At 65.6% G+C, this 14,792-nt stretch carries 12 protein-coding genes; 2 read left to right on the plus strand and 10 right to left on the minus strand.

From position 1 onward, the window contains the following. Nucleotides 1-159: 159 nt before the first annotated feature. Complete coding sequence (locus PJ259_RS15270) at nt 160-1,308, plus strand: MFS transporter (RefSeq protein WP_271655877.1); 1,149 nt, start codon at nt 160-162, stop codon at nt 1,306-1,308. A 54-nt stretch (nt 1,309-1,362) separates the two neighbouring features. Here the strand turns inward: PJ259_RS15270 and PJ259_RS15275 are convergent, their stop codons facing one another. The 4 genes from PJ259_RS15275 to PJ259_RS15290 all read right to left on the minus strand — a co-directional run bounded on the left by PJ259_RS15275 (nt 1,363) and on the right by PJ259_RS15290 (nt 4,767). Continuing rightward, nucleotides 1,363-2,139, minus strand: coding sequence for a MetQ/NlpA family ABC transporter substrate-binding protein (locus PJ259_RS15275; protein WP_271653376.1), 777 nt, complete (start codon nt 2,137-2,139; stop codon nt 1,363-1,365). Nucleotides 2,140-2,210: 71 nt separating this feature from the next. Further along, on the minus strand, nt 2,211-2,990 hold the full coding sequence (locus tag PJ259_RS15280) for a MetQ/NlpA family ABC transporter substrate-binding protein (protein ID WP_271655878.1): 780 nt from the start codon (nt 2,988-2,990) through the stop codon (nt 2,211-2,213). Nucleotides 2,991-3,094: 104 nt separating this feature from the next. Then, a complete protein-coding gene (locus tag PJ259_RS15285; protein ID WP_017639302.1) occupies nt 3,095-3,760 on the minus strand; it encodes a methionine ABC transporter permease in 666 nt (221 codons plus the stop codon). Beyond that, nucleotides 3,760-4,767 (minus strand): methionine ABC transporter ATP-binding protein, encoded by a 1,008-nt coding sequence (locus PJ259_RS15290; RefSeq protein ID WP_271653377.1) that lies wholly within the window; start codon nt 4,765-4,767, stop codon nt 3,760-3,762. Before PJ259_RS15290 ends, PJ259_RS15285 begins: the two co-directional genes overlap by 1 nt. Nucleotides 4,768-5,051: 284 nt before the next feature. Here PJ259_RS15290 and katE point away from each other — a divergent pair, with 284 nt between their 5' ends. Then, complete coding sequence (katE, locus tag PJ259_RS15295; RefSeq protein WP_271653378.1) at nt 5,052-7,181, plus strand: catalase HPII; 2,130 nt, start codon at nt 5,052-5,054, stop codon at nt 7,179-7,181. A gap of 569 nt (nt 7,182-7,750) precedes the next feature. Here katE and PJ259_RS15300 read toward each other — a convergent pair. From PJ259_RS15300 to glcF, 6 genes are all read right to left on the minus strand, one after another. After that, the gene (locus tag PJ259_RS15300) at nt 7,751-8,131 is read right to left on the minus strand and encodes a RidA family protein (protein WP_271653379.1); all 381 of its coding nucleotides are present in this window, start codon (nt 8,129-8,131) and stop codon (nt 7,751-7,753) included. A 202-nt stretch (nt 8,132-8,333) separates the two neighbouring features. Further along, nucleotides 8,334-10,493 carry a bifunctional GTP diphosphokinase/guanosine-3',5'-bis pyrophosphate 3'-pyrophosphohydrolase gene (gene spoT / locus PJ259_RS15305; protein ID WP_059316649.1) on the minus strand — a complete coding sequence of 720 codons (2,160 nt, stop codon included), beginning with the start codon at nt 10,491-10,493 and terminating at the stop codon, nt 8,334-8,336. 3 nt (nt 10,494-10,496) lie between these two features. Beyond that, entirely contained in the window at nt 10,497-10,769 is a 273-nt protein-coding gene (rpoZ, locus tag PJ259_RS15310) for a DNA-directed RNA polymerase subunit omega (RefSeq protein ID WP_007161465.1), read from the minus strand. A 154-nt stretch (nt 10,770-10,923) separates the two neighbouring features. Further along, nucleotides 10,924-13,098: a malate synthase G gene (locus PJ259_RS15315; protein WP_271653380.1), complete on the minus strand. Its 2,175-nt coding sequence runs from the start codon at nt 13,096-13,098 to the stop codon at nt 10,924-10,926. Nucleotides 13,099-13,135: 37 nt separating this feature from the next. After that, on the minus strand, nt 13,136-13,540 hold the full coding sequence (locus tag PJ259_RS15320; protein ID WP_017639294.1) for a heme-binding protein: 405 nt from the start codon (nt 13,538-13,540) through the stop codon (nt 13,136-13,138). 14 nt (nt 13,541-13,554) lie between these two features. Next, nucleotides 13,555-14,787, minus strand: coding sequence for a glycolate oxidase subunit GlcF (gene glcF, locus PJ259_RS15325; RefSeq protein WP_271653381.1), 1,233 nt, complete (start codon nt 14,785-14,787; stop codon nt 13,555-13,557). Nucleotides 14,788-14,792 lie beyond the last annotated feature (5 nt).

Genomic DNA, 14,792 nt, shown 5'->3' on the forward strand with positions numbered 1-14,792 from the left:
ACCGGCTTCAGGTAGCGCGCACGCTACGCGAAAGCCCGGCAAAGGCCAACCGTGCCGGAACCCGTACGGGTATCTCCGTCGCCGCGACCCACGCTCCGCGACTATCCGCGATCCGCTTTCATCAGATAGGCTGAATCCATGAATTCCCCGTCTTCCTCCATGCCCTGGGCTATCTATTTCGCCGTGCTGGGTAGCGTCATCAGTGTCGGCCTGGCCATCGGCCTGTCGATGCCGCTGGTCTCGCTGCGGCTGGAGAGCTGGGGCTATGGCAGCTTCGCCATTGGCGTCATGGCCGCATCGCCGGCCTTCGGCATCCTCACCGGCGCCAGCCTGGCGGGCCGCCTGGCCGCGCGAGTCGGTACGCCACGACTGATGCAGCTGTGCCTGGTGACGGGCGCCGCCTCGCTGATCCTGTTGTCACTGCTGCCCAGCTATCTGCTGTGGCTGCTGCTGCGCCTGGCTCTGGGCGCCATCCTCACCCTGGTCTTCGTGCTGGGCGAAAGCTGGATGAACCAGGTCATCACCGATCGCTGGCGCGGTCGCCTGGTGGCCCTCTATGGCAGCAGCTATGCCCTGAGCCAGCTGGCCGGACCGCTGCTGCTGGGGGTACTGGGCACCGAGGGCGACCAGGGCTTCTGGCTAGGTGCCCTGCTCATGCTCGGTGGCGCCACCCTGCTGCTCGGTCGCCAAGGCGCCCCGGCGGCCGGCGGCCACACCGCCGCCTGGCAGGCGCTGCTCGACTTCTGCCGTGGCGCCCCAGCCATCGCCTGGGCGGTAGCGCTGTTCGCCTGCTTCGAGGCGATGATCCTTACCCTGCTGCCGGTCTATGCCCTCAACCAGGGCTTCGGCCAGCAACTGGCGCTGTACATGGTCAGCGCCGTGGTGGTGGGCGATGCTCTGCTGCAGCTACCCCTGGGCCTGCTCGCCGACCGCCTCTCCCGGCAGGGACTGTTTCTCGGCTGCACCCTGGGCCTGCTGGCGGTCAGCCTGGCCCTGCCACTGCTGCTGCATACCCCGGGCGTCTGGCCGCTACTGGTGCTGTTCGGCGCCACCGCGGGCGGGCTCTTCACCCTGGCGCTGATCCTGGTGGGCGAGCGCTACCGCGACGCCCAGCTGGTCAGCGCCAATGCCTGCATCGCCCAGCTCTGGGGTCTCGGCTGCCTGGTTGGCCCCCTGGTCACCGGTGCCGCCAGCCAGTGGCTCACCGGTCATGCCCTGCCGCTCCTGATGGCAGCGGGTGCGGCCGTGCTGCTGGTGATCATTGGGCGCAGGGGCAGCGTGCCGGCCACCGCCGAGCCAGCGGCCTGACGAGCACCATGAAAAACGCCGGCACAAGGCCGGCGTTTTTCATTTGGGCAACGCTTAGAACGCCGGGACCACGGCGCCCTTGTACTTCTCTTCGATGAATTGCTTCACCGCCGGAGTATTCAGCGCCTTGGCCAGCTTCTGCATGGCATCGCTGTCCTTGTTGTCCGGACGGGCGACCAGGATGTTGGCGTAGGGCGATTCCTTGCCTTCCAGCAGCAGGGCGTCCTGGGTCGGATTGAGCTTGGCTTCCAGGGCGTAGTTGGTGTTGATCAGCGCCAGGTCGACCTGATTCAGCACCCGCGGCAGGGTCGCGGCTTCCAGCTCCTTGAACTTGAGCTTCTTGGGATTCTCGGCGATGTCCTTGGGCGTGGCCAGGATGTTGGCGCTGTCCTTAAGCTTGATCAGGCCGGCTTTTTCCAGCAGCAGCAGGGCACGACCGCCGTTGGTGGCGTCGCTGGGGATGGCCACGATGGCGCCCTCGCGGACTTCATCGAGCTTCTTGATCTTCTGCGAGTAGATGCCGAAAGGCTCGACGTGCACCTGGGCCACGGTCATCAGGTCCGTGCCACGGCTCTTGTTGAACTCGTCCAGATAGGGCTGGTGCTGGAAGAAGTTGGCATCCAGACGCTTCTGGGCCACCTGCAGGTTGGGCTGCACGTAGTCGGTGAAGACCTTGATCTGCAGGTCCACCCCTTCCTTGGCCAGCTGGGGTTTGACGAACTCGAGGATCTCCGCGTGAGGCACCGGGGTGGCGGCGACGCTGAGGGTCTCGGCGGCGTGGGCGGTCAGGCTGGCAGCCAGCAGGGCGGCGGTGGCGAGCAGTTTCTTCATGACAGTTTCCTAAGGCGGGGTGGAACCGCCGGCGCCTCTAGCGGGCGCCGGCGGCAGCTGTAGCGAGGTTCTTAGAACGCGGGCACGACCGCGCCCTGGTACTTCTTCTCGATGAATTGCTTCACCTCGGGAGTGGTCAGGGCCTTGGCCAGCTTCTGAATGGCCGGGTCGTTGGCCTTGTCGGCGCGGGTGTAGAGCAGGTTAGCGTAGGGCGACTCGCCGCTCTCGATGAAGAGGGCGTCCTTGGTCGGCACCAGCTTGGCTTCCAGCGCGTAGTTGGCGTTGATCAGTGCCAGGTCGACCTGGTTCAGTACACGCGGCAGGGTCGCGGCTTCCAGCTCCTTGAACTTCAGGTGCTTGGGATTCTCGACGACGTCACGCGGGGTAGCGGTGACGTTGCTCGGATCCTTGAGGGTGATCAGGCCCTGCTTGGCGATCAGCAGGAGCGCACGACCGGAGTTGCTCGGATCGTTGGGGATGGCCACGGTGGCGCCGTCCTTGAGCTCCTTGATGTCCTTGATCTTCTGCGAGTAGGCACCGAAGGGCTCGACGTGCACCGCCACCACCGGCACCTGGTCGCTGCTCGGGTTGCTCTTCTGGTAGCTGGCGTAATAGGGCTTGGTCTGGAAGTAGTTGGCATCCACCTGCTTCTGATCGGTCTGGCGATCGGGCTGGATGTAGTCGGTGAAGACCTTGATCTTCAGGTCCACGCCTTCCTTGGCCAGCTGCGGCTTGATGAATTCCAGGATTTCCGCATGGGGAACCGGATTGACCGCGACGGTCAGGGTCTCGGCCTGGGCGGCGGTGGCAACACTCAGGCCGAAGGCCAGGGACAGCAGGGTACGTTTCAGCGACATCTGGGATTTTCCTTGTAAAAACCGCGAGTGGATGAAGCCTTGGACTTCGCGGAAAGGTGCCTGCGCTCGGCCGGCGACCTTTCCAGCAAAGCCCGCGATCAACGACGACTGAAATGGGCGACGAGGCGATCGCCGACCATCTGCAGTACCTGGACCAGCACCAGCAGCAAGAGCACCGTGACCACCATGACGTCGGTCTGGAAGCGCTGGTAGCCGAAACGGATGGCCAGATCGCCCAGACCGCCGCCGCCGATCACCCCGGCCATGGCGGTGTAGGACACCAGGGCGATGGCGGTGACGGTGGTGGCCGCGATCAGCCCCGGCAGGGCTTCGGGCAACAGGGTGCGGGTGACGATCTGCCAGAGACTGGCACCCATGGCCTGGGTGGCCTCGATGATGCCGCGGTCGACCTCGCGCAGGGCGGTTTCCACCAGCCGGGCGAAGAAGGGTGCGGCGCCCACCACCAGCGGCGGGATGGCGCCCTCGACACCCAGCGAGGTGCCGATCAGCCAGACCGTGATGGGGATCATCAGGATCAGCAGGATGATGAAGGGCACCGAGCGCAGCACGTTGACCACGAAGGAGAGGATGCCGTAGACCAGCGGCTGCTCCAGCAACTGGCGGCGGCTGGTGAGAAACAGCAGCACGCCCAGCGGCAGGCCGAGGATCAGGGTGAAGAGCATGGACCAGCCAAGCATGGCCAGGGTGTCCTGGGTCGCCTGCCAGATCTCGGCCCAGTCGATGTTGCTGAAGAGTTCGTCCATCAGCGCAGGACCTCCACGGTGACGTCGGCGGCCTGGAAGCGAGCCAGGGCGGCGTCCAGATCACCGCCCACCAGGGCGATGGTCAGCTGGCCATAGGGCTCGTCCCGGATGCGGTCGATGCGACCGCCGAGAATGCTGTAGTCCACACCGGTCTCCCGGGCGACGTGGCCCAGCAGCGGTGCATAGGTGGCTTCGCCGCGGAAGGTCAGGCGCAGGATGCGCCCCTCGACGTGGGCATAGGCGTCGGCCAGGTCGGCCTCGTCCTGGTGCTCGGCCTCGAACACGAAACGGCGGGTGGTGGGATGTTGCGGATGCAGGAAGACATCGGCCACAGTGCCCTGCTCCACCACGGCGCCGCCGTCGAGCACGGCGACCCGGTCGCAGACGCGACGGATCACGTCCATCTCGTGGGTGATCAGCACGATGGTCAGGCCCAGTTCGCGATTGAGCTCGGCGAGCAGTTGCAGCACCTGGGCGGTGGTCTGCGGATCGAGGGCACTGGTGGCCTCGTCGCAGAGCAGGATCTTCGGCTCGGTAGCCAGGGCGCGGGCGATGCCGACGCGCTGTTTCTGGCCACCGGAGAGCTGCGCCGGATACTTGCGTGCCTGGTCGGACAACCCGACCCGCGCCAGCAGCTCCTCGACCCGCTGGGCGATCTGCGCCCGCGAACGGCCACCCGCCAGCTCCAGCGGCAGGGCCACGTTGGCCGCCACGGTCTTAGACGAGAGCAGATTGAAGTGCTGGAAGATCATGCCGATGCGGCGACGGAAATCGCGCAGCTCGCTCGATCCCAATGCGGTGACCTCGGCACCATCGACCAGCAGGCGACCGCCACTGGGGGCTTCGAGGCGGTTGATCAGGCGCAAGAGGGTACTCTTGCCCGCGCCGGAGTGGCCGATCAGGCCGAAGATCTCGCCGGCGTCGATCCTCAGGTCGACCGGCTGGAGCGCCGCGACCTCGCGACCGCGCGTGCGGTACGTCTTGTGGACAGCGTGGAATTCGATCAATGGAAAAACCTTGAGTGTTTCGTAAGACGGCAGGATGGAGATCCAGCCGCGCAGTTTAACGCGAGCGCTTATATCTGCTTAGCACTTGTTGTCGGGTATTAAGCCAATAAAGGCATATGGCCAGCCCAGGCCGGGCACATTTGGCAGCACACAGCCCGTCGCTCCGTATCACCCAAGCGGAACACCGGCTCTAAACCGCGAGTCACTAGAGGACTGCCTGAATTCGCCCCACATTCCGTAGGGGACGCAAAGAGCGCCTGACAGGCGCCTGATGAGGACCTTCCATGGCTACGCCCCCCAAGAGTGAACTCGCCGGTACCGATACCCTGGATCGCCAGAACACCTCGAAGAAACTCGAACAGCTGGAACAATTCCGCTCCGATGCCACCGGCCAGGCACTGCGCACCAATCATGGCGTGAAGATCGCCGACAACCAGAATTCGCTGCGCGCCGGTACCCGCGGGCCCTCCCTGCTCGAAGACTTCATCATGCGGGAGAAGATCACCCACTTCGACCACGAGCGCATCCCGGAACGCATCGTCCATGCCCGCGGCACCGGTGCCTATGGCTATTTCCAGCCCTACCAGGACTGGTCCGACCTGACTAAGGCAGCCCTCTTCCGCGACCCCAACCACCAGACCCCGGTGTTCGTGCGCTTCTCCACCGTGCAGGGCCCGCGTGGTTCGGGCGACACCGTGCGCGACGTGCGCGGCTTCGCCATCAAGTTCTACACCGAGGAAGGCAACTGGGACATGGTCGGCAACAACATGCCGGTCTTCTTCATCCAGGACGCCATCAAATTCCCGGACTTCGTCCATGCGGTGAAGCCCGAGCCGCACAACGAGATCCCCACTGGTGGTAGCGCCCATGACACCTTCTGGGACTTCGTCTCCCTGGTGCCCGAGTCGGCGCACATGGTGCTCTGGACCATGACCGACCGCGCCATCCCGGTGAACCTGCGCAGCATGCAGGGTTTCGGCATCCACACCTTCCGCATGATCAACACCGCGGGCAAGGGCGTCTTCGTCAAGATCCACCTGAAACCTGCCGGTGGCGTGCGTTCCCTGGTGTGGGACGAAGCCCAGAAACTGGCGGGCAAGGACACCGATGCCCACCGCCGCGACCTCTGGGAAGCCATCGAATCCGGTGACTATCCCGAGTGGGAATTCGGCGTGCAGATCATCCCCGAGGAAGACGAGCACAAGTTCGACTGGGACATCCTCGACGCTACCAAGATTATCCCCGAGGAGCTGGTGCCCATCACGCCCCTGGGCAAGCTGGTGCTCAACCGCAACCCGGACAACTACTTCGCCGAAACCGAGCAGGTCGCCTTCTGCCCCGGTCACGTCGTGCCCGGCATCGACTTCACCAACGATCCCCTGCTGCAGGGCCGGCTGTTCTCCTACACCGATACCCAGATCAGCCGCCTCGGTGGCCCGAACTTCCATGAGCTGCCGGTCAACCGCCCGGTGGCGCCGAACCACAATGGCCAGCGCGACGCCAAGTACCGCATGACCATCGACAAGGGTCGCGCCTCCTACGAGCCTAACTCCATCGATGGTGGCTGGCCCAAGGAAACCCCGCCAGCGCCCCAGGATGGTGGCTTCGAGAGCTACTACGAGCGCATCGACGGCCACAAGGTACGGGAGCGTAGCGAGTCCTTCGGCGACCACTTCTCCCAGGCCACGCTGTTCTACAACAGCCTGTCGGAAGCCGAGCAGGCCCACGTCGCCGATGCCTACAGCTTCGAGCTGGGCAAGGTCGAGCGGATGTGGATCCGTGAGCGTCAAGTCAACGAGATCCTCGCCAACATCGATCTGGACCTCGCGCAGAAGGTGGCCAAGAAGATCGGCGTGACGCCGCCCACCGCACCCACCGTGCAACCGCGCCAGATCTCCATCGACAAGTCGCCGGCGCTGAGCCAGCTCAACCTGCTGTCCGGCAACATCAAGGGCTTCAAGGTGGCGGTACTGGTGGGTGACGGCGTCATCGCCAGCGAAGTGGACGCCATCAAGCAGGCACTCAAGGCCGAAGGCGCCCATGTGAAGGTGCTCGGCCCCACCGCCGGCCCGGTCAAGGCCGCCGACGGCAGCGAAGTAGCCGTGGATGGCTCAGCCGAGGGCATGCCATCGGTAGCATTGGACGCGGTCTATGTGCCGGGCGGCGCCGAGAGCGTCAAGGCCATGCTCGACGACGGCGTGATCAAGCACTACCTGCTGGAAGCCTACAAGCACCTTAAGGCCATCGCCCTCACCGGCGAAGCCGAGCAGTTGCTCAAGGCGGTCTACCTGAACCCCGACGAGGCGCTGCTCACCGGTAGCGACTTCAAGGCGGTACAGCAGGACTTCTTCGCCGCCATCGCCAAGCATCGCTGCTGGGCGCGGATGCCGAAGATCAAGTCCATCCCGGCCTAAACAGGCAGGCATGAAAAAGCCGACCGTCGCGAGATGGTCGGCTTTTTTGTTTTTTGCCATCGGCCTGTTCGGCCCCATTGCCACGATGCATACGTAGGTTGGGCTGAGACGGCTCCATCGTCGAAGCCCAACAAAACGGGGCTGACAGCTTGCTTTGTTGTTGGGCTTCGCTGCGCTCAACCCAACCTACGGGTTCTGCGTTGGGATCGGCTCCGTAGGTTGGGCTGAGGCGGCCTTGTCGTCGAAGCCCAACAATACGGGGCTGACAGCTTGCTCCGTTGTTGGGCTTCGCTGCGCTCAACCCAACCTACGGGTTCTGCGTTGGGATCGGCTCCGTAGGTTGGGCTGAGACGGCCTTGTCGTCGAAGCCCAACAACGCGGGGCAAACAGCGTGCTCCGTTGTTGGGCTTCGCTGCGCTCAACCCAACCTACGGATCCTGTGTTGGGATCGGCTCCGTAGGTTGGGCTGAGGCGGCTTTATCGTCGAAGCCCAACAACGTAGAGCTGACAGCGTGCTCCGTTGTTGGGCTTCGCTGCGCTCAGCCCAACCTACGGGTTCTGTGCCGGGATCAACCCAGCACCAACACCCCGTCCATTTCCACCTGCGAACCCTTGGGCAGCGCGGCCACGCCGATGGCGGCGCGGGCGGGATAGGGCTGCTGGAAGTAGCGACCCATGATCTCGTTGACGGTGGCGAAGTGCGCAAGGTCGATCAGGAAGATGTTCAGCTTGACGATGTCGGCCAGCGAACCACCGGCGGCCTCGGCCACGGCCTTGAGGTTTTCGAACACCTGGACCACCTGGGCCTCGAAGCCGTCTACCAGCTCCATGCTGGTGGGATTGAGCGGGATCTGCCCGGAGAGATAGACGGTGTCACCGACCTTGATCGCCTGGGAATAGGTACCAATGGCGGCAGGCGCCTTGTCGGTGTGGATCACTTGCTTGCTCATGGGTCGCTCCTGTGCGGGAAAGGCTCGATTCTGCAAGCCCGTGGCGACCCACTGCAACCTCAGAACCTGTTCACGATCGTGCGAGCTAGAGGCAAACAAGGCGAAAATGCCTGAGGAAGCGGAGTTTACGAGGGGTAAATGAGCATTCCGAAGGCATTTTCAACGCCGTTTGGCCGACGCGCAGCAGATCGTGAGCAGGTTCTCAGCTGCGAACCCGAGTAATACCAGCCACGCCCTTGAGCGTGCGCAGCTTCTTGATCACCCGCGCCAGATGGACACGGTCATGCACGCTGACCACCAGCTGGACCACGCTGATTCGGCCATCGCGTTCGTTCATACCGATCTTCTCGACGTTGGCGTCCGCAGCGGTGACGTTGTTGGCGAGCATGGCGATCAGGCCGCGCTGGTGTTCCAGCTGGACGCGCAACTCGACGCTGAATTCGCCGGTGACGTCCTTGGCCCAGTTGAGCACGATGCACTTTTCGCTGTTGTGCCGGAATTCGGCGATGTTCCGGCAGTTTTCCAGGTGGATCACCATGCCCTTGCCGGCCGACAGGTGGCCGACGATGGGATCGCCCGGAATCGGCGTGCAGCACTTGGCGTAGCTGATCACCAGGCCTTCGGAGCCGCGGATGGCCAGCGGTCCCTGCGGCGTGGTGCCGGGCTGCGGCTCCAGCGGCTCTTCCTGCTCGCTGCCGGACACCAGGCGCCGCGCCACCACATAGGCCATGCGATTGCCCAGGCCGATCTCCTCAAGCAGGTCTTCCAGCACCACACCCTTGTATTCGCCGAGCACCGAGAGGATGCGCATCGGCGAGATCTTCGATAGCTGGGTGCCAAAGCCGGACAGCGCCTTGTTCAGCAGCCGCTCGCCGAGGCTGATGGACTCGGAGCGACGCTGCTGCTTGAGCGCATGGCGGATATTGGTGCGGGCCTTGCCGGTGACCACGAAGTTGAGCCAGGCCGGATTGGGCCGGGCGCCGGGCGCGGTGACGATCTCCACCGTTTCACCACTGCCCAGCGGCTGCGACAGCGGCGCCAGGCGACGATTGATGCGGCAGGCGATGCAGCTGTTGCCGACGTCGGTGTGCACCGCGTAGGCGAAGTCCACGGCCGTGGAGCCCTTGGGCAGCTCCATGATGCGGCCCTTGGGGGTGAAGACATAGACCTCGTCGGGGAAGAGGTCGATCTTCACGTTCTCGATGAATTCCAGGGAGTTGCCCGCACGTTGCTGCAACTCGAGGATGCCCTTCACCCACTGGCGGGCGCGCAGATGGCTGGCGCGCGGCTCGTCGCCCCCGGCCTTGTACAGGCCATGGGCGGCGATGCCGTTGTTGGCCATCTCTTCCATTTCGCGGGTGCGGATCTGGATCTCGATGGGCACACCGTGCATGCCGAACAGGGTGGTGTGCAGGGACTGGTAGCCGTTGGCCTTGGGGATGGCGATGTAGTCCTTGAAGCGCCCCGGGAACGGCTTGTAAAGATTGTGCACCGCGCCGAGCACGCGGTAGCAGGTGTCGACCTTGTCGACGATGATGCGGAAACCGTAGACGTCCATGATCTCGTTGAACGACTTCCGCTTGCCGCGCATCTTCTGGTAGATGCTGTGCAGGTGCTTCTCGCGGCCGACCACCTCGCCATCCAGGCCTTCGCGGGCCAGGCAGTTGGCCAGGGATTCCTGGATCTTGCCGAGGATCTCGCGGCGATTGCCACGGGCCGTCTTAACCGCCCGCTGGATGCGCTCGGCGCGCATCGGGTGCATGGCGCGAAAGCCCAGGTCCTCGAATTCCACATAGAAATCGTGCATGCCCAGCCGGTTGGCGATGGGCGCGTAGATTTCCAGGGTTTCCTTGGCGATGCGCCGGCTCTTGTCCGGTGGCATGGCGTCCAGGGTGCGCATGTTGTGCAGCCGGTCGGCCAGCTTGACCAGGATGACGCGGATGTCCTTGGACATCGCCATGGTCATCTTCTGGAAGTTCTCCGCCTGGGCCTCGGCCTTGGTCTCGAACTTCATCTGGGTCAGCTTGCTGACCCCGTCCACCAGCTCCGCCACGGTCTCGCCGAACTGGCCGACCAGGGCTTCCTTGGCGATGCCGGTGTCCTCGATCACGTCGTGCAGCATGGCCGCCATCAGGCTCTGATGGTCCATGTGCATGTCGGCGAGGATGTTGGCGACCGCCAGTGGATGGGTGACATAGGGCTCGCCGCTGCGGCGGCGCTGCCCATCGTGAGCCTGCTCGGCGTAGTAGTAGGCCCGCCGGACCAGATTGACCTGGTCGGGGGTCAGGTAGCTCGCCAGACGCTCGGCCAGCAGGTCGATGCCGGTCGGGCGGACGTCACCATACGCAGGCTCGGCGGCCATGGCTTAGAGCGCCTCGCCGTCCGCTTCTTCGTTGACTTCGAAGGCGGCGAACAGCGGCTCTTCTTCGACGATGTCGTCCAGACGGATGACTTCCTCGTCGACCAGGCCTTCGGCGATCTCGCGCAGGGCGACGACGGTGGGCTTGTCATTGTCCCACGGTACCTTGGGCTCCTTGCCGCCGGTGGCCAGCTGGCGCGAGCGCTTGGTGGCGAGCATGACCAGCTCGAATCGGTTGTCTACGTTGTCCAGGCAGTCTTCGACAGTAACGCGGGCCATGGTCTTCCTCGTGGCGATGATGATCCCGGGAACGGGGGACCTGATAGTATAAAAATTCGCCAGTGGCAAGGGAAGAGGCGGTGGTCGGAGGACCACCGGCACCGCTCCGTGCAAAAGTGGCTCCCGCCCGCGCCGGACGGGAGCCTTGGCCGGGTCAGGCCCCCGCTTTCTTCTTCAGGCGCCAGGCGTGCAGCAGCGGCTCGGTGTAGCCGCTGGGCTGCTCGCGGCCCTTGAAGATGAGATCGCGGGCGGCGCGATAGGCATAGGAGCTGTCGAAGTGGCCGGCCATGGGCTCGTAGAGCGCATCCCCGGCGTTCTGGCCGTCCACCACCTTGGCCATGCGCTGCAGCGTCTCGTCCACCTGTTCGGCGCTGACCACGCCGTGGTGCAGCCAGTTGGCGATGTGCTGGCTGGAGATGCGCAGGGTGGCGCGGTCTTCCATCAGGCCGACATCGTGGATGTCGGGCACCTTGGAGCAGCCCACGCCCTGGTCGACCCAGCGCACCACGTAGCCGAGGATGCCCTGGCAGTTGTTGTCCAGTTCCTGCTGGATGGCCTCGGCGGACCAGTCCGGCGACTCGGCCACCGGCACGCTGAGCAGGCCGGCGAGCAGTTCGCCACGGGCGGCGTCGACATCGGTGCGCTCCAGCTCCTGCTGGACCTGCTGGACGTTGACCTGGTGGTAATGCAGGGCATGCAGCACGGCAGCGGTGGGCGACGGTACCCAGGCGGTGTTGGCGCCGGCCTTGGGATGGCCGATCTTCTGCTCCAGCATGGCGGCCATCAGGTCGGGCATGGCCCACATGCCCTTGCCGATCTGCGCCTTGCCGCGCAGTCCGCAGGCCAGGCCCACCAGCACGTTGTTGCGCTCATAGGCGGTGATCCACTTGGAGGTTTTCATGTCGCCCTTGCGCAACATGGGTCCGGCCAGCATGGCGGTGTGCATCTCGTCGCCCGTGCGGTCGAGGAAGCCGGTGTTGATGAAGGCCACTCGCGCCGAAGCGGCGGCGATGCAGGCCTTGAGGTTGACGCTGGTGCGGCGTTCCTCGTCCATGATGCCCAGCTTGACGGTGTTGGCCGGCAGCCCCAGCAGGGCCTCGACGCGGTCGAACAGCTCGACGGCGAAGGCCACCTCGGCCGGGCCGTGCATCTTGGGTTTGACGATGTAGACCGAGCCGCTACGGGAATTGCCCTGGCGCTTGAGGTCGTGCAGGGCGCAGGTGACGGTCACCACGGCGTCGAGGATGCCCTCGGGAATCTCGCGACCCTCTTCCAGCAATACCGCCGGGTTGGTCATCAGGTGGCCGACATTGCGGATGAACAGCAGCGAGCGACCATGCAGGGTCAGCGGCTGGCCGTCGGCGCCCTGGTACTCGCGGTCGGAGTTGAGGCGACGGGTAAAGGTCTCGCCACCCTTGCTGACCTCTTCGGCCAGATCGCCCTTCATCAGGCCCAGCCAGTTGCGATAGGCCAGGACCTTGTCGGCGGCGTCCACCGCGGCGATGGAGTCCTCCAGGTCCATGATGGTGCTGACCGCGGCTTCCATGAGCAGATCCTTGACCCCGGCGGCGTCGGTCTTGCCGATGGCGCTGTCGCGGTCGATCTGGATCTCCAGGTGCAGGCCGTTGTGGCGCAAGAGCACCGCGGACGGCGCGGCGGCGTCACCCTGGTAGCCGACGAAGGCCGCCGGATCGGCCAGTTCGCTGGTGCCGCTCTTGAGGTCCACCACCAGGCGACCATCCTGCACGCGGTAGGCGGTGGCGTCCCGGTGCGAACCACCGGCCAGGGGGGCCACGCCGTCCAACACCTGGCGGGCGAAGGCCACCACCTTGGCGCCGCGGGTGGGGTTGTAGCCCTTGCCGCGTTCGGCGCCGTCGCTTTCCGGCAGGGCGTCGGTGCCATAGAGGGCGTCGTACAGCGAGCCCCAGCGGGCATTGGCGGCGTTCAGGGCGTAGCGGGCGTTGAGCACCGGCACCACCAGCTGCGGACCGGCCTGCTCGGCGATCTCGCGGTCGACGCCGGCAGTGCTGGCCTGGACCTGGGCGGGCACGGGCTGAAGATAGCCGATGCCTTCGAGAAAGGCCTGGTAGGCAGGCAGGTCGGTAACCGAGCCGGGGTGGGCGCCGTGCCAGGTGTCGAGCTCCACCTGCAGGCGATCACGCTCGGCCAGGAGCTCGCGATTACGGGGTGCCAACTCGTGCACCAGGGTATCCACCCCCGACCAGAAGGCGGCGGTGTCGAGACCGGTGCCGGGCAGCACCTCCTCGTCGATGAAGCGCTGCAGTTCGGTGGCCACCTGCAGGCGGCCCAGGGTAATGCGGTCGGTCATGATGGCTTTCCTTGATAACGAGAATGTCGAGAGAGGGTTAACCCAGTGCCGCGATGGCCGCCTTGGCGACCTGGGCATCTTCCGGGGCCTTGACGCCGGAGACGCCGACCGCGCCCACCACCTGGCCATCCACCAGGATGGGTACCCCGCCTTCGAGCATGCCCTGCATCAGCGGCGCGCTGAGAAAGGCGGTACGCCCGTTGTTGATCATCTCTTCCAGCACCTTGGACTCCTTGCGCGCCAGGGCGGCGCTACGGGCCTTTTCCGGGGCGATGTAGGCACTGTTGGGCGCGGCGCCGTCGAGGCGCAGCAGGGCCAGCGGATGGCCGCCGTCATCGGCCACGGCGATGCACACCGCCCAGCCCTGGCGTTCGGCTTCGGCGCGACCGGCGGCCAGCAGGGTGTCGATCTCGGCAAGGGTGAGCACGGCTTTGGTCTTCATGGGGCCTCCAGGGTTCAGGGTTGGTTCGGGGCGGCCAGGGCCGCGTCGAGGATTTCGATCCAGTGGCGCACGGGAGTTCTCCCGGCGCCGTCGAGATGGCTCTGGCAACCGATGTTGGCGGTGGCGATCACCTCGGGGTGACCGCTCTCCAGGGCATCGAGCTTGGCGTCGCGCAGCCGCCGCGACAAGTCCGGCTGGGTCAGCGAATAGGTGCCGGCCGAGCCGCAGCAGAGGTGGCCGTCCGGCACCGGCGCCAGCGGAAAGCCCAGGCGTTGCAGCACGCCTTCCACGGCGCCACCCAGGCGCTGGGCGTGCTGCAGGGTGCAAGGGCAGTGGAACGCCAGCCGCGGGGTGTCCATCAGGCGCAACTCTTCCAGTGGCAGATCACGCAGCACCTCCACCAGATCAAGGGTGCGCGCCGAGACCTCCCGGGCCTTGGCGGCGTAGACCGGGTCGTCCTTGAGCAGGCTGGCGTATTCCTTGACGAAGGCGCCGCAGCCGCTGGCGGTCTGGATGATGGCCTCGGCGCCGCCCTGCAGGGCCGGCCACCAGGCGTCGATGTTGCGCCGGGCGCGGTCGAGGCCGGCTTCCTGGGCATTGAGGTGATAGTCCACCGCGCCGCAGCAACCGGCGCGGGGTGCGGCGTCCAGGCTGATGCCGAGGCGATCCAGCACCCGCGCGGTGGCGGCATTGGTATTGGGCGACAGCCCCGGTTGCACGCAGCCTTCGAGGATCAGCATGCGCCGGGCATGGCGAGGTGCCGGCCGCACCCCGGGCGCGGCGATGCGCGCCGGCAGTTTGGCCTGGACGCTGGCCGGCAATAGCGGTCGCAGGGTCTGGCCACTTTTCAGCAGGGCGCCGAACAGCCGTGGCTGCGGCAGCACCTGGCGCAGTCCGGCGCGCAACAGACGCTGACCCAGGGGCCGCGGCACCCGGCGCTCCACCTCGGCGCGGCCGATATCGAGCAGCTCGTGGTAGGAGACGCCCGAGGGACAGGTCGTCTCGCAGTTGCGGCAGGTCAGACAGCGGTCCAGGTGCTCGCGGGTCTTTTCGCTGACCTCGCCGCCCTCGAGCATGCCCTTGATCAGGTAGATGCGCCCACGGGGCCCGTCCAGCTCGTCGCCGAGCAGCTGGTAGGTCGGGCAGGTGGCATTGCAGAAGCCGCAGTGCACGCAGCTGCGCAGCACCCGCTCGGCATCGGCGGCGCGGGGCAGTTCGCGGGCGGCGGGACTCAGATTGGTTTGCATGACAT

Source organism: Pseudomonas sp. JBR1 (assembly GCF_028198185.1).
In the GTDB taxonomy this organism is placed as follows: domain Bacteria; phylum Pseudomonadota; class Gammaproteobacteria; order Pseudomonadales; family Pseudomonadaceae; genus Chryseomonas; species Chryseomonas oryzihabitans_E.

Coding starts and splice junctions, on each gene's coding strand:
- PJ259_RS15270 (WP_271655877.1), top strand. CDS start 160: ATGCCCTGGGCTATCTATTTCGCCGTGCTGGGTAGCGTCATCAGTGTC.
- PJ259_RS15275 (WP_271653376.1), bottom strand. CDS start 2,139: ATGAAGAAACTGCTCGCCACCGCCGCCCTGCTGGCTGCCAGCCTGACC.
- PJ259_RS15285 (WP_017639302.1), bottom strand. CDS start 3,760: ATGGACGAACTCTTCAGCAACATCGACTGGGCCGAGATCTGGCAGGCG.
- katE (WP_271653378.1), top strand. CDS start 5,052: ATGGCTACGCCCCCCAAGAGTGAACTCGCCGGTACCGATACCCTGGAT.
- PJ259_RS15300 (WP_271653379.1), bottom strand. CDS start 8,131: ATGAGCAAGCAAGTGATCCACACCGACAAGGCGCCTGCCGCCATTGGT.
- spoT (WP_059316649.1), bottom strand. CDS start 10,493: ATGGCCGCCGAGCCTGCGTATGGTGACGTCCGCCCGACCGGCATCGAC.
- rpoZ (WP_007161465.1), bottom strand. CDS start 10,769: ATGGCCCGCGTTACTGTCGAAGACTGCCTGGACAACGTAGACAACCGA.
- PJ259_RS15315 (WP_271653380.1), bottom strand. CDS start 13,098: ATGACCGACCGCATTACCCTGGGCCGCCTGCAGGTGGCCACCGAACTG.
- PJ259_RS15320 (WP_017639294.1), bottom strand. CDS start 13,540: ATGAAGACCAAAGCCGTGCTCACCCTTGCCGAGATCGACACCCTGCTG.
- glcF (WP_271653381.1), bottom strand. CDS start 14,787: ATGCAAACCAATCTGAGTCCCGCCGCCCGCGAACTGCCCCGCGCCGCC.